Origin of the sequence: Corynebacterium pseudogenitalium (assembly GCF_024453815.1) — a bacterium.
Taxonomy (GTDB): Bacteria; Actinomycetota; Actinomycetes; order Mycobacteriales; family Mycobacteriaceae; genus Corynebacterium; species Corynebacterium pseudogenitalium.
Window position 1 is genome coordinate 1099267 of record NZ_CP072934.1, and the last position, 20536, is coordinate 1119802.

At 57.1% G+C, this 20536-nt stretch carries 19 protein-coding genes; 12 read left to right on the top strand and 7 right to left on the bottom strand.

What is annotated here, in order from left to right; genetic code table 11:
* From KBP54_RS05285 to coaD, 6 genes are read left to right on the top strand one after another with little or no spacing between them, the layout of a single operon-like run.
* Positions 1-966, top strand: a complete 966-nt coding sequence (locus KBP54_RS05285; protein ID WP_252931524.1) for a thiamine-phosphate kinase — start codon at positions 1-3, stop codon at positions 964-966.
* Positions 963-1607 (top strand): uracil-DNA glycosylase, encoded by a 645-nt coding sequence (locus KBP54_RS05290; protein WP_070362555.1) that lies wholly within the window; start codon positions 963-965, stop codon positions 1605-1607. Before KBP54_RS05285 ends, KBP54_RS05290 begins: the two co-directional genes overlap by 4 nt.
* An 11-nt stretch (positions 1608-1618) precedes the next feature.
* Positions 1619-3181: a DAK2 domain-containing protein gene (locus KBP54_RS05295; RefSeq protein ID WP_256006549.1), complete on the top strand. Its 1563-nt coding sequence runs from the start codon at positions 1619-1621 to the stop codon at positions 3179-3181.
* A gap of 3 nt (positions 3182-3184) precedes the next feature.
* Positions 3185-5287 carry an ATP-dependent DNA helicase RecG gene (locus KBP54_RS05300; RefSeq protein ID WP_256001090.1) on the top strand — a complete coding sequence of 701 codons (2103 nt, stop codon included), beginning with the start codon at positions 3185-3187 and terminating at the stop codon, positions 5285-5287.
* Between the two features lie 16 nt (positions 5288-5303).
* A complete protein-coding gene (locus tag KBP54_RS05305; protein WP_070362552.1) occupies positions 5304-5888 on the top strand; it encodes an RsmD family RNA methyltransferase in 585 nt (194 codons plus the stop codon).
* 3 nt (positions 5889-5891) lie between these two features.
* Positions 5892-6401, top strand: a complete 510-nt coding sequence (coaD, locus tag KBP54_RS05310; RefSeq protein WP_070362551.1) for a pantetheine-phosphate adenylyltransferase — start codon at positions 5892-5894, stop codon at positions 6399-6401.
* A gap of 53 nt (positions 6402-6454) precedes the next feature.
* Here coaD and KBP54_RS05315 read toward each other — a convergent pair whose 3' ends face one another.
* The 6 genes from KBP54_RS05315 to KBP54_RS05340 all read right to left on the bottom strand — a co-directional run bounded on the left by KBP54_RS05315 (position 6455) and on the right by KBP54_RS05340 (position 11235).
* Positions 6455-7246, bottom strand: a complete 792-nt coding sequence (locus tag KBP54_RS05315; protein ID WP_070362550.1) for an amino acid ABC transporter ATP-binding protein — start codon at positions 7244-7246, stop codon at positions 6455-6457.
* Between the two features lie 2 nt (positions 7247-7248).
* Positions 7249-8190 carry an amino acid ABC transporter permease gene (locus tag KBP54_RS05320; protein WP_070362549.1) on the bottom strand — a complete coding sequence of 314 codons (942 nt, stop codon included), beginning with the start codon at positions 8188-8190 and terminating at the stop codon, positions 7249-7251.
* Between the two features lie 6 nt (positions 8191-8196).
* Positions 8197-9063, bottom strand: coding sequence for an ABC transporter substrate-binding protein (locus KBP54_RS05325; RefSeq protein ID WP_070363531.1), 867 nt, complete (start codon positions 9061-9063; stop codon positions 8197-8199).
* 84 nt (positions 9064-9147) lie between these two features.
* Positions 9148-9702 carry a hypothetical protein gene (locus KBP54_RS05330; RefSeq protein ID WP_070362548.1) on the bottom strand — a complete coding sequence of 185 codons (555 nt, stop codon included), beginning with the start codon at positions 9700-9702 and terminating at the stop codon, positions 9148-9150.
* 87 nt (positions 9703-9789) lie between these two features.
* Positions 9790-10929: a hydrogenase formation protein HypD gene (hypD, locus tag KBP54_RS05335; RefSeq protein ID WP_070362547.1), complete on the bottom strand. Its 1140-nt coding sequence runs from the start codon at positions 10927-10929 to the stop codon at positions 9790-9792.
* Positions 10930-10965: 36 nt separating this feature from the next.
* Entirely contained in the window at positions 10966-11235 is a 270-nt protein-coding gene (locus KBP54_RS05340; RefSeq protein ID WP_070362546.1) for a HypC/HybG/HupF family hydrogenase formation chaperone, read from the bottom strand.
* A gap of 240 nt (positions 11236-11475) precedes the next feature.
* Here KBP54_RS05340 and hypE point away from each other — a divergent pair, with 240 nt between their 5' ends.
* Positions 11476-12570 carry a hydrogenase expression/formation protein HypE gene (gene hypE, locus KBP54_RS05345; protein ID WP_256006551.1) on the top strand — a complete coding sequence of 365 codons (1095 nt, stop codon included), beginning with the start codon at positions 11476-11478 and terminating at the stop codon, positions 12568-12570.
* A gap of 23 nt (positions 12571-12593) precedes the next feature.
* Here hypE and hypF read toward each other — a convergent pair whose 3' ends face one another.
* Complete coding sequence (hypF, locus tag KBP54_RS05350; protein ID WP_256006552.1) at positions 12594-14891, bottom strand: carbamoyltransferase HypF; 2298 nt, start codon at positions 14889-14891, stop codon at positions 12594-12596.
* Positions 14892-14938: 47 nt separating this feature from the next.
* Between hypF and KBP54_RS05355 the strand changes: the two genes are divergently transcribed.
* The 5 genes from KBP54_RS05355 (at position 14939) to cybH (ending at position 20534) form a co-directional block, all read left to right on the top strand.
* Positions 14939-15283, top strand: a complete 345-nt coding sequence (locus KBP54_RS05355; protein WP_070362543.1) for a hydrogenase maturation nickel metallochaperone HypA — start codon at positions 14939-14941, stop codon at positions 15281-15283.
* A gap of 16 nt (positions 15284-15299) precedes the next feature.
* The gene (gene hypB / locus KBP54_RS05360; RefSeq protein WP_256006554.1) at positions 15300-16118 is read left to right on the top strand and encodes a hydrogenase nickel incorporation protein HypB; all 819 of its coding nucleotides are present in this window, start codon (positions 15300-15302) and stop codon (positions 16116-16118) included.
* A gap of 167 nt (positions 16119-16285) precedes the next feature.
* Positions 16286-17527 carry a hydrogenase small subunit gene (locus KBP54_RS05365; RefSeq protein ID WP_083329509.1) on the top strand — a complete coding sequence of 414 codons (1242 nt, stop codon included), beginning with the start codon at positions 16286-16288 and terminating at the stop codon, positions 17525-17527.
* A 38-nt stretch (positions 17528-17565) separates the two neighbouring features.
* Positions 17566-19305 (top strand): nickel-dependent hydrogenase large subunit, encoded by a 1740-nt coding sequence (locus KBP54_RS05370; RefSeq protein WP_070479130.1) that lies wholly within the window; start codon positions 17566-17568, stop codon positions 19303-19305.
* Complete coding sequence (gene cybH, locus KBP54_RS05375; RefSeq protein WP_084028583.1) at positions 19302-20534, top strand: Ni/Fe-hydrogenase, b-type cytochrome subunit; 1233 nt, start codon at positions 19302-19304, stop codon at positions 20532-20534. The genes KBP54_RS05370 and cybH overlap by 4 nt, the downstream gene beginning before the upstream one ends.
* Positions 20535-20536: the final 2 nt, after the last annotated feature.

Here is a 20536-nt window from a genome sequence, read left to right on the forward strand (position 1 = left end):
GTGAGTAACGTCGGCTTTCCCACGCACGGCCCGACGCTCCGGGAGGTGGGAGAACAAGCAACGATTGACGCCATCGTTGGTGCATCGCCATCGCCGCTCAATGGTGATGACGCAGCAGTGCTCGAATCGCACACGCCGAATAGCCGCGCAGTCGTAACAACGGACATGCTTGTGGAGGGACAGCACTTTCGCTTTTCGACGACCACCCCTGCTTTGTTGGGGCGCAAAGCCATCGTGCAAAACTTCGCCGACATCGAGGCGATGGGTGCTCGCCCCGTTGCCGCGCTACTCGCGCTCTCGGCGCCTCCGGACACCCCGCTCGCCGTCGTGAGTGAGCTTGCACGAGGGATCCATCTCGAATTGGAGCGATACTCGAGCGAACTCGTCGGCGGGGACATCACGAGTGGGAACCAACTGACGATCGCGATTACCGCGATTGGTTCGTTAGGAGGCAGTTTGCCGCCACTGCGCTTGAGCCAAGCGCGTCCGGGGCAGCGAGTGATAGCGCACGGGAAAATCGGCTATTCTGCTGCAGGCTTTGCACTACTGGAGTCCGGACGGGAAATCCCGGAACGGCTTGCGGATATCGTACATGCGCACCGTTGCCCGCAACTGACTCCTGGGCGCGGGGTTGTTGCACGAGCAGCAGGGGCTACAGCCATGACAGACAACTCCGACGGGCTACTGCACGATCTGGGCGTGATAGCCCGGGCCTCGAACGTGGGGATTAACATCTCGCGCGCCGCTGTAGCCCCAAGTGATCAGCTGCGAGAAGCCGGTGAGTTCCTAGGCGTCGACCCATGGGACTGGGTACTCAACGGGGGAGAAGACCACACATTGCTGGGCACGATCGATGGGGACGCACCCGTGGGGTATCGTTCGATCGGTACGGTCACACGCAAAGTCGGCGTGGAAATCGACGGCGTCGCACACACCGCGCGCCATGAATGGGAGCCTTTTTCATGAACTTACCCGTCCACCCTTCCTGGCAGGAACCGCTGGCGGAAGTAGAACCTGCCATCCACGCGATGGGAGACTTTCTCCGCGGTGAACCCGCGTACCTGCCTGCCGGAAAAGACATTCTCCGTGCGTTTTCGACCCCATTTGAAGATGTCCGTGTGCTCATCTTGGGCCAAGATCCGTACCCGACGCCCGGCCACCCCATGGGTCTCTCATTCTCGACGCAGCCAGGCGTGAAACCGCCCCGATCGTTGGTAAACATCTACCAGGAGCTCAACGATGACCTCGGTATCCCCCCACGAGCCGACGGGGACTTGACCTCCTGGCAGCGAAACGGAGTCATGCTGCTCAACAGAGTACTCACAGTCCGGCCCGGCGCGCCGGCGTCACACCGCGGGAAGGGCTGGGAAGCAGTGACCGCACACGCAATCGCAAAGCTCGCTCAGCGTAATACTCCGTTGGTTGCGATCCTGTGGGGCAGAGACGCACAAACGGCGAAACAGTTCCTCGGGAGTACGCCAACGATTGAGTCCCCACATCCGTCGCCGCTGTCGGCGCGCCGGGGATTTTTCGGGTCGCGGCCATTCAGTCGGGCAAATCAGGCGCTCATTGCACAGGGTGCCTCACCTGTCGACTGGGCACTGTAGACTGTCTGACCATGGAAACAGCAACTGCACTCGATGGACCACGGCTCCTGTCCTGGGCTCGTCGGGCAGCGGCAGAACTCGAACGTCGCCGACACGAGATCAACCAGCTCAATGTGTTTCCCGTCCCGGACGCGGACACTGGTTCCAACATGGCGCAGACGATGGCGGCGGCTGTCGAAGAGGCGTCGAAAAGATCTGATGCTCAGTCGATGCAGGAAGTAGCCGAAGCGCTTGCCGTTGGCGCCATTCGCGGCGCGCGTGGCAACTCGGGTGTTGTGCTGTCCCAGGTCATCCGAGGCGTCGCGCAAACCGCCGATGAAGATACTCGAAGCGGGCAGTTCATCGCGAACGCGCTTGCCCAAGCAGTGCAGTTTGTTGACCGCGCAATTGCCGAGCCGGTAGAGGGCACCGTGATCACGGTGCTGCGGGCAGCGTCGACTGCGGCATCGCAAGCGCTGCAGGAAACAGGGGGAGAAGCACCCGCGTTGAGCATCGCACAGGCTGCCGCCGACGCTGCGCAAACTGCACTCGCACGTACCCCGTCACAGCTGGAAGCGTTACGGGAAGCGGGCGTCGTCGACGCAGGAGGCACCGGCCTCGTTATCCTCCTGGAATCACTTGTATACGAACTCGACGGCCAACCCTACGAGGTAGCGCAGCCTGCCACACACGGAACCTCTCACGTGATCTCACACGCAAGTGGCAAGGCAAACCTGGAAGTCATGTTCTTCTTCGAAGGCGACATGGATGTCCTTGAGGGCGAACTGAGCACCATGGGCGACTGTCTTGTGATCGCTCGCAATAACGAGCACAGCGGCAAAGTCCACATTCACTCCACCGAGGCCGGCGCAGTGATTGAGCGCGCGTTCGCCCGCGGTACCGTGACACAACTGCATCTCGAAGTGCTCCCGGACGAACCTGTCACGCAAACTCCCACAAGACTGGTTGTCGCAGTGACGCCTCCCGGATCACTTACTGATCTCTACGCGCAGGCAGGTGCGGTAACAGTCGCGCCGGGCGAGAATATTGTCGCGGACATCCTCGCCGCCGTCCACAAAACCGAAGCTCGCGAAGTTATTTTGCTGCCGAACGGACTGCTTGATCAGCGAAGCCTCGCCGCAGTGGAGAAAGCAACCCACGCCTTCGAACAAAGCATCACCCTGCTTCCTACCGTGCGGCTTGTTTCCGGTATCGCGGCGCTCGCCGTTCATGACCCAGCCCAACCACTCGCGACGGCAGCTTTCACCATGTCGGAGGCCGCCGGAGAAATGCGAACCGCTGTCCTCCAGCGCGCCCCTAAAGCCGGGCTCGTGCAAGGAGGGGCAGTCTCGAAGGGCGACATCATCGCCATGGCACACGGCGAAACACTCCTGATCGCTGACGACGCGATAGCCGCCGTCGAAAAGACCTGCAAGCGCCTCCTCGAGCCCGGTGGGGAACAAGTCACCGTACTCTTCGATACCGCATCACTGCGCGCCGAAGACCTCGCGGCACTCGACGACAAACTCGACGTCGACGTCATCGTTTTCCCCGCAGACGGGCTCGGTGCCGTCGCCGAGATCGGAGTCGAATAGGAAGTGCTAGGAAACATCGACCCCAGGCCGCTCAACCTCGTCATCCCCTTGAAACAAGCCAAGGCAATCACCAAACACCTTGGATACAGCACCTGCGGCGAGCTCCTCGAGCACTACCCACGCCGATACCTCCACTACGGCACCGCGACCGACCTTGCCACCATCAATGAAGGCGATACACTCAGCATCGTCGGCGAAATCACCGCTACCCAACGCATCCCCAACAGAAAACACCCCAACCGACCCATCTACCGAACCCACGTCTACGACGGCACCAACACCTTCACCGCAACATTCTTCGGCTCCAACTACGCCATGCGAGTGCTCAAAGAACACACCCGCGTCATGATGACCGGCAAAATCAGCACGTACCGCAACGAAATCCAGTTCCAACACCCAGACTTCGTACTACTCGACGGCCCCACCCAAGCCACCGGAGCACTACGACAACTCCAACACTTCGGCGACCTCGAAGCAATCCTCTCCGGACGCGAATGGCTCCCAATCTACCCGGCAACAAAACAGGTCAGCACCTGGACCATCATGGGAGCCGTCCACACCATCCTGCAAAGCCTCCCCACAGTCCCCGAACCACTCGGCGCAAGCCCTGACGGATACATCGCCCGCGACAGCGCCATCCGCACCATTCACCAACCTGACACCGAAGGACCCGAACCCGCCCGCCGACGCCTCAAATACGACGAAGCCATGACCGTCGCACTCGCCATGAGCGTGCGACGCACCGACGCAAACAACCACAACGCTCCAGCCCTTCCCAAACAACCAAACGGCGAACAATCCCGACTCATTACACAACTCCCATTCCCACTCACTGGCGGGCAACAACGCGTCATCCAGGAAATCTCCACCGACCTGACTCACGCCCACCCAATGAGCCGCCTCCTCCAAGGAGAGGTCGGCTCCGGCAAAACTATCGTCGCACTGATCAGCATGCTCCAAGCGGTTGATAACGGTGCTCAAGCAGCCCTGCTCGCACCTACCGAGGTGCTCGCGCAGCAACACGCACGATCGCTTACAGAGACACTCATGCGCGCCGGGCTGCACACGACTGTGGTGCCACTCACAGGCTCCATGCCGACGGCACTGAAGCAAGATGCCCTCCTCAAGATTGTCTCGGGTGAGGCGGACATAGTCGTGGGCACCCACGCGCTGATTCAAGACAGCGTGGAGTTCTTTAACCTTGGCTTCGTCATTGTCGACGAGCAGCATCGTTTTGGCGTGGAGCAGCGCGACCGACTTCGCGCTAAGTCGGGGGCGCAGACTCCGCACTTACTTGTCATGACAGCGACGCCGATCCCGCGCACAATCGCAATGACCGTCTTTGGTGATCTCGAGGTCTCGGTGCTCAACGAGCTGCCAGGCGGAAGGAAGCCTATTCAGTCCTCAGTTGTTCCGGAGTTCAAGCCGACGTGGATTGCACGTGCGTGGGAGAAGATGCGAGAAGATGTCGCGGCTGGCCACCAGGTCTACATTGTGTGCCCGCGTATTGACGGCGAGGGTGGTGTCCTTGAGACTGCCGAGTGGTTGCGCGCTACCGAGTTCCCAAGCCTGCAAGTAGCCGTACTGCACGGCAAGATGCGTGCTGAGGAAAAAGACGCTGTGATGTCCGATTTTGCAGCGGGTGGCATTGACATCTTGGTAGCTACGACCGTCATCGAAGTTGGCGTAGACGTGCCGAACGCGACTGTCATGATGGTACGGGAATCAGAAAGCTTTGGCGTTTCACAGCTGCACCAGCTGCGAGGCCGAGTCGGGCGAGGCGGCAATCAATCTCTGTGTCTTTTCCATACACAGGCAGAAGAAGGCAGTGATGCCTTTCAGCGGGTCTGGGAGGTTGCTCAGACGAGCGATGGCTTTGCTCTTGCCGATCTAGACTTGCGCCACCGCCGTGAGGGTGACGTGCTCGGAACAGAGCAGTCAGGTATCCGTCGCACGTTTAAATTGATCGACTTGATTGAGGACTACGAGATCGTTACCAGTGCGTACCGCGATGCGGCCCGCTTTGTCGAAGAAGACCTTGAGAAGGCACGGGCGCTCAGTGCACACCTCCAAGATGAGGACTTTGTGTACCTAGAAAAGAGCTAAAGCTAGAGTGAGTACCATGAATCGCATCATTTCTGGTGAAGCCCGTGGGCGCAAGATTAAAGTTCCACCGGAGGGGACACGGCCAACGTCGGACCGCGCGCGAGAGGGCCTCTTTTCCTCTCTGCAGGTCCGCTTTGGGTTCCCTGGGCAGCACGTCCTTGACCTCTTTGCGGGATCCGGCGCACTAGGGCTGGAGGCAGCCTCGCGTGGCGCTGAGGAAGTGGTGCTTGTGGAAGACGACCCGAAAGCGGTCGCGGTGATTGAGCACAATGCGGGCGTTGTCGGGCACCCGAACACCTGTGTCGAGCCCGTGAAAGTCTCCACGTATGTGGCGCGTGCTCCCAAGCAGCACTTTTCAATGGTGCTCGCCGATCCACCCTATGACCTTGCCGATGAAGCCGTGGCCGAAATGGTCACTGCGTTGCAGGAGCTACTCGTCGACGGCGCCGTGGTCGTCATCGAACGTCACCGCGAAAGCCCCGAGACCGCATGGCCGCCCGCGTTTACCCCTACGGGACAGAAACTCAAGAAGCGCTTGTACGGGATCGCACGGTTCGATATGGCAGTGTATACAGCCCCCTCAGACGCTCAGGAGGAGTGAGTTATGGCCCAATCGTTAGCTTCGGCCCGTAACGTTGCGGTGTGCCCCGGGTCGTTCGACCCCTTCACGAACGGGCACCTGGATATCGTAGACCGTGCTCGACGCCACTTCGACGAAGTAGTCGTTCTGGTAACTGGGAACCCAACCAAGAAAACTGGAATGTTTACAGTGGCGGAACGAGTCGCCTTGATCCAGTCCGCCGTCGCCGACATGCCGGACGTGAAAGTAGACAGCTGGGGTGGGTTGTTGGTCGACTACACCAGCGCACACGGCATTACTGCCCTGGTGAAAGGCTTGCGATCGTCACTTGACTATGAGTATGAGCTGCCAATGGCGCAGATGAACCGCCGCCTCACCGGTGTTGAGACGTTCTTCTTGCTCACTGACGAGAAGTACGGCTACATTTCGTCCTCGCTATGCAAGGAAGTCGCCCGCTTCGGAGGCGATATCGGGGGACTGGTACCTCCGGCGGTTATGCAGGCGATGAACGAACGCCTGCGCGAAGTAAAGTAAAAGCCCGGAAGATCAGCCAAAAAGATCTACCGGGCTCCGATTGGGCGCTCAAGCTAGAATATCGTCGAAAGGAAGGCTTTCGTGCGTTCCTTTTGAGGGTTGTCGAGCACCTGTTCAGGGGTGCCGTACTCGACGATCTGACCGTCGGACATGAATGCAACGTGATCTGCGACCTCGCGCGCGAATGCCATCTCGTGCGTGACCACCAACATCGTCATACCGTCTTGCGCAAGTTGCTTCATCACCCGCAACACTTCACCAACAAGCTCCGGGTCAAGTGCGGACGTGGGCTCGTCGAAAAGCATGAGCTTTGGATCCATCGCGACCGAACGAGCGATAGCGACTCGCTGCTGCTGACCACCTGAAAGCTGGATCGGGTAGGCGTCCGCCTTCGATTCGAGACCGACCATGCGCAGAAGCTCCATCGCACGGACCTTTGCCTTCTCCGGCGACTCGCCCTTGACATGGACCGGAGCTTCAATGATGTTGTCGAGCACGGTGCGGTGCCCGAACAAGTTAAAGCTCTGAAAGACCATCCCGATGTCCCGGCGCTGGACTGCGGCATCCTTCTCGCTCATCTCATAGAGCGTGCCGTTCTTTTCGCGGTACCCGATCAGATCACCATCAACGTACAGGCGACCAGCAGTGACCTTCTCAAGATGGTTAACGCAGCGAAGGAATGTGGACTTGCCGGAACCGGAAGGACCGATCAAACAGGTAACAGAACCCGGAGCTACTTCGAGGTTGATGCCCTTGAGTACTTCCAAGCTGCCGAAGGACTTCCATACGTCAACCGCTTGGATCATTGGCGTTTGGGCGGGGGAAGAAGATGTAGGAGAAGCCATGGTTACCGTTGGTTCCTTTCTGGAGCTTCAATGATCTCGACGTTGTTTGGAATTGTGCCTTCGGCGTCGGCCAAGCTAGCGAGCTGCCGGGCAGTGAGCTGGCGGGTTGCGCCCCGGTCGAAGTAGCGCTCCAGGTAGTGCTGCGCGACCATCAGCAAGGAGGTGATTACCAAGTACCACGTTGCTGCCACAAGCAGCAACGGAACCGGCTGGAACAGCGCTGCAGCGATATCCATCGAGCGGCCGTACAGCTCCAGGGAGTAAGGAACCGCAACAACCAACGAAGACGTCTTCAGCAAGGAGATAAATTCATTTCCTGTCGGCGGAATGATAATGCGCATCGCTTGGGGAAGAACTGTCCTAGTCATGGTCTGGGACCAGCTCATGCCCAGCGACTTCGACGCTTCAATCTGTCCTTCTGGAACAGCGGAGACACCCGAGCGGACAATTTCCGCCATGTAGGCGGCCTCATTGAGGCCCAGACCAACGACGGCGAGAGCAAATGCGGAAGAGGTGAACGGATCGAGGGAGATTTGCGTAAACCCGAGATTGATGGAGTCGTAGATTGCTCCGATCAGGCCCCAGAACATCAACTGAACGTACACGGGGGTACCGCGGAAAATCCAGAGGAAAACCCAGCTTACGGTGCGAAACACCGGGTTGGGACTCATACGCATCACGGCAAGGAGCACACCGCCGACCACGCCAATAAGCATCGCGAGGACCGTAATCGCAATGGTGTGTAGAGCAGCTACCGCGATTCGAGTATCGAAGAGGTACTGCGCGTATGTGTCCCACCCATACGCTTCATTCTTGGCTGCGCCAATAATAAACCAGACAACGAGGACGCCGAGCAGGACCGCGAGCGCCCACCGTCCTGGGTGCCGTAACGGTTTCGCTTCAATTCTGGCAGGCCGACTTTGGCTAGTAGATGGTGTGGTCATGGTCTGTTACTTCCATTCTGTAAGGGGCTGTTCGTTAATAAGCGCGGTATCGAGCAGGCCAGTTCGTACGTTCCACTGCGCCAAAATGCGCTCGTAATCGCCAGTGTCGATGAGATGCTGCATTGCGTGGGCAAGCGCAATGCTCAGACCTGAGTCTTTTGGCACCGCGATTCCGTATGGTGCTGCGTCGAACATGTCACCCACGAGCTCGAGCTTCCCGTCGGAGCGTTCGACCGCCCAAGACGTGACAGGGGAGTCAGCACTAAAGGCATCTGCACGGCCAACCAGTGCCGCGAGCGCCGCGTTGTCAGAGGTGTCGAACGACAGGATGGTGATGGGTGGTTTTCCTGCTTCAATACAAGCATCATTCTTCGGACGCACGTCATCGGTCTCGGAAACGGTTGTGCGCTGAACCGCAACTGTGAGACCACAAGCATCCTCTGGGTTCACATGCGTACCGGTGAGTTGAGCCCACTGGATTCCTGCGAAGAGGAAATTAACGAACTCAAAGCTTTTGCGGCGCTCTTCGTTATCAGTAAATCCAGACATGCCAGCGTCAAGGCTGCCTGCCTGAACCGCAGGTAGGATCATAGAAAAATCCATCTCCTGTGGATCGAATTCGAGACCCATGATTGAGGCAAGCGCGCGCCCGAGGTCAAGCTCCAGCCCGATCAAATTACCTTGTGAGTCTTTGAACTCGAAAGGGGCGAATGGCGGGTTGGCGCCAATTGAGAATTTGCCGTCTCTCGAGACATTCTCGGGCACCATCGCCGCAATCTCAGGAACGGTAGCAGGCTCAATAGGCTCCCAGCCATCTGGGTTGCCACCTTCCACGTTGGTAACGCAGCCACTGAGAAGACCAACGCCCATCATCAACGTGAACGCGCTGAGGACCCTCGTCGCCTTGCCAAAGCGTTTGTTTTGGTTCATTGTTTTCGACCTTGTTTGGGATTGTTTCTAGCGTGGGGTTGGAAGCGATCGCAGCCCACGCATGATGAGCTCTACCGTTTGTCCAACCAGAAACACACTCAACATTGCGAGAAGCACTGGTGCTGTCGCTTGGCTTGAGCCCTGAGAACTTTGAGCAAAATTACCAGTGAACAATCCACGGACCATATTCGAAGATCCCTGTACCTCAGCTTTAGTCCATTCGAGCGGGTTTGCGGTGCTTGGTATCGACGACCCCTTCGCCCATCCCTGAACAAAGTCCTTGCCGTCGCCCTCTGGCATGTCATCAGTCCACTTGAGGAATAGCTCAGAGCTGGAGATTTTCTGCACTGGGTTCTTTTCGGGCGGAATGTAGAGAGGGTCGTTCTCTGGGTCTTGATCCAGGGAGCTCTTCTTTTCGCCCTCGGACGCGCTAGAAGCTTCACCGGCGTCTTTATCAGAGTCTATCGAACTTGTAGCAGGTGCTTCGGGGGCTGGGATTTCCGCAAGTGCGGAAGGGCTGACCACCGAAGCCGTTGCAATGAGAGAAGCCGCGGTGACCGCGGCCGTGATACGTTTGCGCATGAGTGAATAATACCCACTCGGACAGTTTTGCGCTAACAAATCGAAAGATTTTACCCCCAGGCAGTTCTGACCTGGGGGTTTACTAATCTAAGAGAGGGAAGAAGTGGTGATTTTATCTATTCTTCCGAAGTTGTAATATGCGGCACAGGCTCCTTCTGGGGAAACCATGCAGGTACCAATCGGGGTGTCCGGCGTACAGGCGGTACCGAAGACCTTGCACTGCCACGGCTTGATGTGGCCGGTCAGGACAGACCCGCACTCACATGCCGCGGGGTCTTCGACTCGGTTGCCGGGCACATCGAAAATGCGCTCCGCATCCCACTTGGCGAATTCTTCAGAGATGGCCATTCCGGAATGGGGAAGGGTTCCAAGGCCACGCCACTCGAACTCGTCCCGTATATCGAAGACCCTATCCAAGAGCGCTTGCGCTGAAGGGTTGCCCTCTGGGCGCACGACGCGGGCGTACTGGTTTTGGACGCGTGCCTTGCCCGCGGCAATGTCGCCCGACGTAAACTGCTCCAGCAACTGGGCAACGCCCTGAAGAATATCCAAAGGTTCGAAGCCGCAAACGGAGACTGGCCGGTTAAATTCTTCAGCCAGGAAATCGAAAGCCTTTGTGCCGACCACAGTTGCTACGTGGCCGGGCCCGATAAAGCCGTCAACCTCCGTGACACCCCCGTTGGCGATTGCACGCAGTGGTGGCTCGATGGTCACATGGTTAGAAAAGACTGAGAAGTTTGGGATATCGCGTTGCTTGGCGGCGGTTAGCGTCACAGCGGTGGATGGCGTCGTCGTCTCAAAGCCAATTGCGAAGAAGATAACGTGCTTATCCGGGTTCTCCTCCGCGATCTTGAGAGAGTCCAGTGGAGAGTAGACAAAGCGAACGTCGCAACCACGTGCGCGAGCCTGTAACAGTGACTCCTCGGAGCCTGGAACACGCATCATGTCGCCGAACGTGGTCAAGATAACGTCAGGCTGGTTTGCAAGCCAGAGTGCGTCATCGACCCTGCCCATCGGAATGACGCAGACTGGGCAACCAGGTCCGTGAACGAGGTCGATGGAGTCTGGGAGAAGGTTTTCCAGGCCGTAGCGGTAGATCGTATGGGTATGCCCACCGCAGATTTCCATGAGCTTAATCGGGCGGTCGAGTTGCTTCGCCTGTTCCTCAATGGTTGCAATCAGTTGGCGAGCTGCGGCTGGGTCACGAAACTCATCGACGAATTTCATGTGGGGTCCTTTCTTAGGAACGTAGGGGGCGGTGGCTTAGTCGATTCTTGAGGTTGTAAACGAATCGAGCTCGTCCTCAAACGTATTTGCACCGAGTTGTTGAATCTGTTGCAGGGTTGTCGCGGCCTCATCCTCGTCAATTTTTGACAGCGCAAATCCTACGTGTACCAGCACCCATTCGCCGACCTCGAGTCCTTCTTCAACAAGAAGATCAGTGGAGATTGCACGGGTTACTCCCGAGATGCTGACTGTTGCGCGGGTGGGATCCTTAATTTCGACAACCTGCGCTGGTACTCCCAGACACATAAAGCAGAGCCTTCCATCGATTGCATTATTTTCACACTTTTTCGTGCTTATTCCGTTTTACATTATTGCCCATGATTTGTGCATTTCTAAAAGTACCCAGCAAGCCAACTATGCGCGTCACCCACAACCTTCAAGCCCCGAAAACCCAAAACACGGTACCGGCGGTAGAATTCACACACGGAACTATTCGTAGCAATTCCACACGGTGGCTAGTTGCGAAAATAAGAAAAGGAAAGTGCTGTGCAGCCTAAAAACCGCCTCAATGTAGATGAGTCCAAGGTCAATGACAACATTGCTCGAGTGCGTCGTCGTGGCGGACGCTTGAAGGATGAATATGTCACGCTCGCACACGGGGCGGGCGGAAAGGCGAGCGCGACACTGCTAGAGCAAGTATTTTTCGACGAATACGGCAACGACCTGCTCTCACAGGGGGAAGACTCGACGCTGTTGGACCTCGATTTGAACGGCGGGACGCTGGCGTTTACAACCGACAGCTATGTGGTGAACCCGATAGAGTTCCCGGGTGGATCCATCGCGGATCTCGCGGTAAACGGTACCGTCAACGATCTTGCCGTGGGTGGTGCGGAGCCGAAGTATATTTCGGTGGGTTTCATTCTGGAAGAAGGGCTTGAAGTAGAGACGCTTCGCCGGATCGCGCAGAATCTCCGCACCGCAGCAGAACGCGCCGGAGTACAGATTGCGACTGGCGACACAAAAGTAGTTCCGAAGGGTGCTGGGGACAAGATTTATATCAATACTGCAGGCATCGGCGTAGTACCTGCTGGACGGGAACTCGGTTTTGCAAAGGTCAAGCCTGGTGACCGGATTATCGTTTCTGGCCCGATCGCAGACCACGGTATGGCGGTCATGATGGCCCGCGGAGACCTCGCAATCGAAGCACCGATCGAGTCCGACTCGCGCGAGGTCGCAAGTTTGGTGCGGGCGATGCTCGCCGATGCCCCCGAGACTCGTTGGATGCGTGACGCCACACGTGGTGGTCTAGCGACAGTCATGAACGAACTTGCAGAATCAACTGGCTACGGCGTTGCACTGCACGACGAGAAGATCCCTGTGCAGCCGATGACGCGCGCCGCTTGCGACATGCTGGGCATTGATCCACTCTACGTCGCGAACGAAGGAACGTTTGCGGCGGTGGTGCCGGAAGACCAGACCGACCAAGCACTCGCGGCGCTGCATGCAGCAGGCGCTGAAGGGGCGGCGGTGGTTGGAAAGATCGTCGAGGAACCAGCTGCAGCGGTGGTGTTGGTCACCGGCTTTGGTGGTACCCGTATGGTCGACAAGCTGGTTGGCGATCCGTTGCCACGAATCTGTTAAGTTCCTGAGGCTGCATGGGTTCGCTACCGCGACCAGAGCCTTCCTGCGGCCGCCTGGCCGAGGCTGAGCCCGCCATCAGTGGCGGGCACTTTTTTATGCGTTAGCACTGTCAATGATGGGCGTTGGTGCCGGAATACTTGCAAGATGTCGGTCATCAAAATGCGGTTGACGGCGCAGCCCCCCGTGATGCCAATGACCTCGGTAGCTTCTTCTTGGGCGGCGTCAATAAGCGAGCGAGCAACGAGTGTCGCTATGCCTGCGTGTGCAATCCGGGCAATGTCTTCGAAGAGGCGTGTTCCATCTAGGGTTGCGTTGATCACCCATTGTGCAAGATGCGGGAACGATCGAATGTCTTCGATTGCGTCAAGCGCTTCTGCCGACGAAAGGCGAGACTTGCCTGCGAGAGCCTCAAGCTCCATCGCTGCTTGCGCTTCGTAGCTCACCGATTGTTGGACCTGAAGTATCGATGCGAACGCATCGAAGAGTCGTCCCATCGAAGTTGTTGCAGTGGTGCCGAACCCGCTGCTGAGCTGAGAGTCGACTAATCGCAACTCGTCTAGATCAACCTCAGGAGGCACGCTGAGGCCTTCGAGTTGCCAGCTATGCGCGAGACCGCGCGCAATCCGCCACGGATTTCGCACCGCTTTATCGCCACCGACGAGGGAAAAAGGTGGTAGGTGCCAGAGCCGCTCGGCGTTGCCATCGTCGGCTACATGAAGTATTTCGCCACCCCAAATGGTGCCGTCCGTTCCGTAACCGGTGCCGTCGAGAGCTGCAACGACGGCGGGCGTCGATAGCCGCTGATGCTCAGCCAACAGTGACAGTGCATGTGCGTGGTGATGCTGGACCTCAATGAGCTCGACGTCACGCTGGTCAGCGTAACGCTGCGCCCACATCGAAGTTTGGTAACCAGGGTGCATGTCGCACACAACAACGTCGGGTTGTGCGCCTTGTATTGAGCAGAGCTGCTTTACCATTTTCTCAAAGTGCCGCTGGGCATCCCATGACCCCATATCGCCTACATGCGAGGAGACGTGTGCGTACCGCCCAACGGCCAGAGTCGCCGTGTTCTTGAGTTCGCCCCCTACCGCTAGGACAGTTGGCTTTCGCTCAGTGTCGAGCAGCATTGGAATCGGCGCCAGTCCGCGAGACCTCCGAACAAGCGTCGTATCGACGTAGACCGAGTCTTCCACGGGCACATAAATCTCACGATCGTGGAGCACAAACATGTCCGCGAGGTGCGTAAGTTTCCGAAGTGCCTCTTCATTAGTGACGCATAAAGGCTCGCCGCTGAGATTGCCCGAGGTAGCTACCACAGGTCGGTCAACCAACAGATGGTGCAGTGGTGAATACGGAAGCATGAGGCCTACTTCCCTCAAACCAGGCGCAATACCTTCGCAGAGTGCTCCTTCGTGAAGCGGAACAGACACGATCGGATGTGACGGCGATGCCAAAAGATCCTCCGCTTCTTTACTGAGTGTTGCAATGGATTTGGCGGCGTCGAGATTTGGCACCATCACCGCGAGAGGCTTGTCGGGTCGACGCTTGCGCTCCCTCAGCTTTTCGACGGCCTCTTCGTTTTCCGCCGCGCACATCAGGTGAAAGCCACCAATCCCTTTGACCGCGACGACCGCACCAGATTCCCAGGCGTTTTGAACCTTGAGCACGAGCTCGTCGAATTTGCCGGGGTCCAATGCAAGCGCATCCGTTCGCGTTTCGGCGAGGACGGCACCGTTGGCATCCGTACACCACAAAGTAGGGCCGCAATGTGGGCAGCTTATTGGTTGCGCGTGAAACCGCCGGTCGTCTGGGTTCGTGTATTCTTCCTCGCATTGTGGACACATAGGGAATGCGCTCATGGTGGTAGTCGCGCGGTCGTAGGGGAGCGAAGTAATGATGGAGAGACGTGGCCCGCAGTGTGTGCAAGTGGTGAATGGGTAGTGGTAGCGCCGGTTGTCTTGATCATCAATATCGGCTAGGCAGGCTTCACACGTTGTCATGTCAGGGGAGATGAGTGTCTTTTCTCCCTCGACATGTTCTGACTCGACAATCCGAAACCCCGTTTCGCCGTATACGAGTGGGAGTGGAGACGTTTGGCTATCCAAAATGTGGGCGAGAGGCGGGAGCTCGTCGATAAGCGTCTTCTGCGCATTGTGGAGTGCTGTTGCGTCGCCCTGAAACTCGATAAAGACTCCGCGCTCGTTGTTGCCGACAAGTCCAGTAAGGCCGAAGCGTTGTGCGATTCGCGCGACGTGCGGACGCATTCCCACCCCCTGGACAATGCCTTCGAGAAAGACGCGGACTCTGCTCTGTGCTCCCATGCTGCATACTCTACAAACTTCTTGAATAATCGCCTAGGCTAGGTGCTGTGCATGAAGTTGCATTAAGTCATCAGTTAGCGTCAGCAGTTCAGCGCGCAGCGCGCGGACGAACGGTGCTGTCGGTGCACCTCCGAATCGGTGCGCTGCGACAAGTCGTGCCGGAATCACTCGAGTATGCCTGGGGGTTCGTCACAAAGGGGAGCCCCATGGAAAAGTCGGAGCTGCGGATCGACTGGGTTCCAGCCGAGATCGAGTGCAGCAACGGGCATCGAAGAATACTCGACCCCAATGAGTATCTCGACGTCCGATGCCAGGAATGCAACGCTCCCACGAGTGTGATTACGGGCGAGGAATTCGCTGTCGTAGACATTGATGTGACATCTGACCGTTAAGAAGGAGAAAAGAAGCATGGGACGTTTCCACCGCCACGACGACGGGACTGTTCACAGCCACGATCATTCGTATGATCACACGCACCACCACGAACACGATCACCTCCACGTGGGAGTAGATGCGGAGCACTCTGAGCACGGAGACCACACTGGGTATGACACTGGACGTGAACGCATCGCGGTGCTTGAGGATATTTTCACGGAAAACGATGTAAAAGCGGCCGCAAACCGTTCCGCGTTTGAAGAGCACGGCGTGGTTTGCATCAACGTGATGAGCTCCCCGGGAGCAGGAAAGACGACGCTGCTGCGTAAAACCTTGGAAGCGCTCGCGGACAAAATCCGTTTCGGGATTGTAGAAGGTGACATCGAAACTGCGTTAGACGCAGAGCGCTTGGAAAACCTCGGCGCACAGGTAAGTCTGCTCAATACCGGGAACGGGTTTGGGGGCGAGTGCCACCTCGATGCTCCGATGGTTGCGCATGCTTTAAAGGGGCTCAACCTCGATGATGTCGATATGGTGCTGATTGAAAATGTTGGCAACCTAGTGTGTCCGGCTGAATTTGAAGTTGGAGAGCATCATAAGGTAATGGTTGCCTCAGTTACCGAGGGGGAGGATAAGCCGCTGAAGTACCCGGTCATGTTCCGGAGTGTCGAAGTGGTCGTCGTAAACAAGGTTGACCTGCTGCCTTACCTGAATTTCGATCTCGATCTGTTCAAGGAAAATCTTGAGAAGGTGAATCCTGGAGTGAAGGTAATCCTTACCTCAGCTACAACGGGGGAAGGATTAGACGAGTGGAATGAGTGGCTTATGTCCCAATCGGGGGTAGATTTCTAGCCCTGCCGACTTCACGACACCGGAATTACTTTCATGTCTTGATACCCTGGCCCTATAGATGCGTTAAGCATGCAGCTTGACCGCTGATGGAATCTGTACACGTTCATTTGAGGGGTATGGGCCGGAGTATGTGCCGGCACATGGCTCTCGCATGAGAGGGAAAATCGATGCTTCTACAAGACACTTGGCAGAGTGGAACGCTTTGGGAAAACCTGTCGAAGAAGGGGGTGAAGCGTCGAGACTTCCTTAAAATGTGCAGCTCTATGGCTGCAGTGTTTGCAGTGGGTGCGCCGCTTGCCTCACGCGCCAACGCTGAAGAGACTGAGGTAATTGCCGAGGCACTCGGTGATGTAAAGAAGCCAATGGTTGCTTGGCTTCAGCTACAGGAGTGCACCGGCTGTATGGAGTCGGTGCTTCGTTCCGGTTCCTCCACAGTTGAGGACCTCGTCTTGAACCAGCTGTCGATGAACTACAACGAGCTCGTGATGGCTGCATCAGGGCACGCAGCCGAGCAGGCACTGGAAGAGATGAACAAGGAACCGCACATTCTGGTGGTCAACGGCTCTGTTCCAACTGGTGCAGGTGGCGCATACTGCCAGATCGGCGGCAAGAGCGCCGAGCAAGTTCTCCGCGAAGCCGCAGAGAACGCAACCGTAATCCTTTCCGTAGGTGCATGTGCAGTGTATGGCTCAGTACAGGCTGCTCGTCCAAACCCGACCGGGGCAGTGGGTGTTGACGAAATTATCAAGGATAAGCCAGTCATCAACGTGGCTGGTTGCCCGCCTATCGGTGAAGTTATCACCGCAACAATCACCTACCTGCTGACCCACGGTGAGCCACCAAAGGTGGATGCAGAGGGTCGTCCACTCTTTGCGTACGATCAGCGCATTCACGATTCCTGTCCGAAGCGTCCACACTTCGATGCGGGCCAGTTCGTGCGCACGTTTGATGACGAAGGCGCTCGTAATGGCTGGTGCCTCTATGAAGTTGGTTGCAAGGGCCCATCGACCTTCTCGCCATGCCCGATCATCCAATGGAACCTCAAGTCCGGCTGGCCGATCGGCGCTGGTCACCCGTGCATCGGTTGTACGGAAAAGGACTTCTTTGACCGGTTTACTCCGTTCTACGAGGAACTGCCGAATGTTCGTGCATTCGGTCAAGAAGCTTCCGCTGGCAAGATTGGCCTCGGCCTCATTGGTGTCGCCGCCGCTGGTACCGCAGTCCATGGCGCACTCAGCGTAGTCAAGGAGGTTGGCATCCGTCGCAAGAGTGGCGAAGTTCAGCCTCTTGCGGCCTTTGGCGAAGAAGACGGTCCCGAGGATATCTCGGCACTTATGGCAGAGGGTGATCAGGCGTTCGCGACCACCACCGATACTGATGGACACCACCGACCCAACCCATCCGCGTAAGCGGCGTTCACGACGATTGAAAGGAAAAGCAACTAAAAATGGCTGAAAGAGTTGTTGTAGACCCGTTGACGCGTATCGAGGGTCACCTCCGCATGGAGATGGAAGTCGAAGACGGCACCATCACCAACGCTTGGAGCGAGACCACGATGTTTCGCGGCATTGAGAAGATTGTAGAAGGTCGAGATCCACGCGACGTCTGGGCGTTTGTTGGCCGTATCTGTGGTGTTTGCACTGGCGTCCACTCCCTGGCAAGTGTTGTTGCCGTCGAGGATGCGATTGGAAGCCACATCCCAAAGCAAGCGCAGCTTATTCGTGACCTCGTCCTGACAAGTCAGGAAATCCACGACCATGTTGTGCACTTCTACCACCTGCACGCCCTTGACTGGGTGAACGTTGTCTCCGCAGCAAAGGCTGACCCAGAGAAGGCAGTCGAGTTTGCGAAATCGATAGGTTCGAACTGGAAGCTCAACTCCGTCGACAAGTTCCAGCAGGTGAAAGACACCTTGAACTCGGTTCTTGATTCCGGTCAGCTTTCTATCTTCACCGGTGGTTACTGGGACCACGAGGACTACCGTCTGCCACCAGAAGCAAACTTGATGGCGGTTTCGCACTACCTCGATGCGTTGCAGTTCCAGCGCTCGATTATCCGCATCAATACGGTGTTTGGCGGTAAGAATCCGCACCCGAACTTCCTCGTCGGGGGTATGGCCTGCACGATCGACCAGGATAAGTCAGAGACGGTCAACCAGGTTTCGATTGACCAAATCAAGAACTGGGTCGCAGAGATCCATGAGTTCATCAACGGTGTGTACCTGCCTGACGCAATGGCGATTATGGGCGTGTACAAGGATTACTTTGATATTGGTGCGGCTGCCCCGAACTTCCTCGCAGTTGGTATGGCTGGCGCAACAGTTCGTGGTGATCACATGGAGCGAACCATGGGGTACACGCACACGGACATCACTCCGGGTGTACTGCTCAACGGTGACTACTCCAAGGTCCATGAGCTCAATCCGGACCTGTTCAAGGAATACGTTTCCTCGGCATGGTTCGCACAGGATGACAAGAACGAAGGCAAACACCCATTTGAGGGCGACACTATCGCCGATTACACCGGTCCTAAATTGCCGTATAAATGGCTCGGCGATAACGAGGAGTACACCTGGTCTAAGGCGCCGCGTTACGACGGCCACGTCGTTCAGGTTGGCCCAGTTGCCCGTATCCTGCTCGCATATGCTCAGAACGAGCCAAGCACGAAGCGCCTCGTTGATGATGCGCTGAAGAAGCTTGGCATTAAGCTCGAACAGCTGAATTCGACCGGTGGCCGTACGCTGGCTCGTGCTCTGGAAGCTGTAACGACTTCTGAGGCCATGACCAATGTGTTGCTGCCCGAGTTCATCGAAGGATTGCGCAAGCGTGACTACGACGTCTTCGACTCCAGCAAGTGGGAACCTTCTTCCTGGCCGAAGGAATCAGAAGGCTTCTGCATGATGGAAGTCGCCCGTGGCTCTCTCAGCCACTGGACCAAGATCAAGGATGGTAAGACGGAGCGCTACCAGGCCGTCGTGCCGACCACCTGGCTGGCCGGTGGTCGTGATCCTGAGGGCAAGATGGGCCCATACGAGGAATCTCTGGCGAATGGCAAGCACCCGCTGGCCAACCCAGAGGAACCGCTAGAGGTACTTCGCACCATCCACTCGTTTGATCCATGCATGTCCTGTGCTGTGCACCTGCTGGACACGGAAGGCAATGAACTTGTGAAGGTGATCACGCAATGAGCACCCAGCTAAACCGTGCTTCTTCGAGCTCGGGTGGCGTGCCTGAGACTCGCAAGATCGCTCCAGATAAAAATCTGGTGTTGAGCGTCACAGAATCACGGCCGATAGACGATATCGGTGCGGAAACACTGTTGCGCCTGGCATCGTCGCAGCCGGCAAACTCGCCAGATCCTGTTGATCAGGCGCTGCTGCGTGCTGTTGACCCCGACTACGTCTACGGCACCGTGGAGAGCTTCAGCCCCGCGACGCCAAGCCGAAAGTACTCGCTTTCGGTCGTGCGTAACGCAAAGTTGCTCGGCGAGCGCCAGGACGTAGCGGTCATGCGTGGAGACCTTGCATCGGTAGTTCAAGCATCTGCATGGGATAAGCATGAGATGAAGACGATGATGCAGAACGTCGACACTGTTTCGAAGTTCGGCAATCGATGCATGGGTGTCGCCGTTGCACCTGTAGATGGCGACAAGACCGGTGAATTTGTACTCAAAGGCTATATTGCATTCGGCATCGGCGACCATGTCCGTCCGCGTCCTGTATCCAAGGGCGGCTACACCCGCATCGAGATGTGGCCGGTTGCACTGCGTTGGCAGCACTGGATCAACATGATTTTGATCATCATGATGACGATCACTGGTTACTACATCATGGATCCATTCTTCGGTCCTTCGAATGCTCACGATGCCGGAATGCTCATGGGCTGGAACCGTCTCATCCACTTCATTGCAGCCTTCGCGTGGATCGCACTGTCTATCTGGCGCCTAGCCATTATGGTGTTCGCTCAAACACGACAGATGAAGTGGCGGGCACTGTGGCCAGTGCGAAGCCAAGATGATCTGAAGTTGATGTGGGAGCAGACGAAATACTACCTGCTCCTTACGAACGAACCGCCACCACGTGTTGGCCACAATGGTCTCCAGCAGACGGCGTACACGGGCATTTACGCCATGTGCATGGTGCAGATTTACTCTGGTCTTGCGCTTTTCGGTTTGCCAAAGCAGGATAGCTGGTTCTGGCGGCTCATGGCTGCACCCGTGGAATGGATCGGCATCCCATACTTCCGTTTGGTGCATGCATTGATCATGTTCATTATTTGGGCTTTCGTCATTCTGCACGTCTACCTTGTGTTCCGTGCCGATGCGACGGAGCGCCACGGTGGCCTGTCTGCAATGATCAACGGCGGTGTTTGGTTGCCGAAGGGCACGAAGCCGGTTGACGGTCCTGAGGTTGAGTAGAG

Coding starts and splice junctions, on each gene's coding strand:
- KBP54_RS05290 (WP_070362555.1), top strand. CDS start 963: ATGAACTTACCCGTCCACCCTTCCTGGCAGGAACCGCTGGCGGAAGTA.
- KBP54_RS05295 (WP_256006549.1), top strand. CDS start 1,619: ATGGAAACAGCAACTGCACTCGATGGACCACGGCTCCTGTCCTGGGCT.
- KBP54_RS05305 (WP_070362552.1), top strand. CDS start 5,304: ATGAATCGCATCATTTCTGGTGAAGCCCGTGGGCGCAAGATTAAAGTT.
- coaD (WP_070362551.1), top strand. CDS start 5,892: ATGGCCCAATCGTTAGCTTCGGCCCGTAACGTTGCGGTGTGCCCCGGG.
- KBP54_RS05315 (WP_070362550.1), bottom strand. CDS start 7,246: ATGGCTTCTCCTACATCTTCTTCCCCCGCCCAAACGCCAATGATCCAA.
- KBP54_RS05320 (WP_070362549.1), bottom strand. CDS start 8,190: ATGACCACACCATCTACTAGCCAAAGTCGGCCTGCCAGAATTGAAGCG.
- KBP54_RS05325 (WP_070363531.1), bottom strand. CDS start 9,063: ATGATGGGCGTTGGTCTTCTCAGTGGCTGCGTTACCAACGTGGAAGGT.
- KBP54_RS05330 (WP_070362548.1), bottom strand. CDS start 9,702: ATGCGCAAACGTATCACGGCCGCGGTCACCGCGGCTTCTCTCATTGCA.
- hypD (WP_070362547.1), bottom strand. CDS start 10,929: ATGAAATTCGTCGATGAGTTTCGTGACCCAGCCGCAGCTCGCCAACTG.
- KBP54_RS05340 (WP_070362546.1), bottom strand. CDS start 11,235: ATGTGTCTGGGAGTACCAGCGCAGGTTGTCGAAATTAAGGATCCCACC.
- hypF (WP_256006552.1), bottom strand. CDS start 14,891: ATGGGAGCACAGAGCAGAGTCCGCGTCTTTCTCGAAGGCATTGTCCAG.
- hypB (WP_256006554.1), top strand. CDS start 15,300: ATGGGACGTTTCCACCGCCACGACGACGGGACTGTTCACAGCCACGAT.
- KBP54_RS05365 (WP_083329509.1), top strand. CDS start 16,286: ATGCTTCTACAAGACACTTGGCAGAGTGGAACGCTTTGGGAAAACCTG.
- KBP54_RS05370 (WP_070479130.1), top strand. CDS start 17,566: ATGGCTGAAAGAGTTGTTGTAGACCCGTTGACGCGTATCGAGGGTCAC.
- cybH (WP_084028583.1), top strand. CDS start 19,302: ATGAGCACCCAGCTAAACCGTGCTTCTTCGAGCTCGGGTGGCGTGCCT.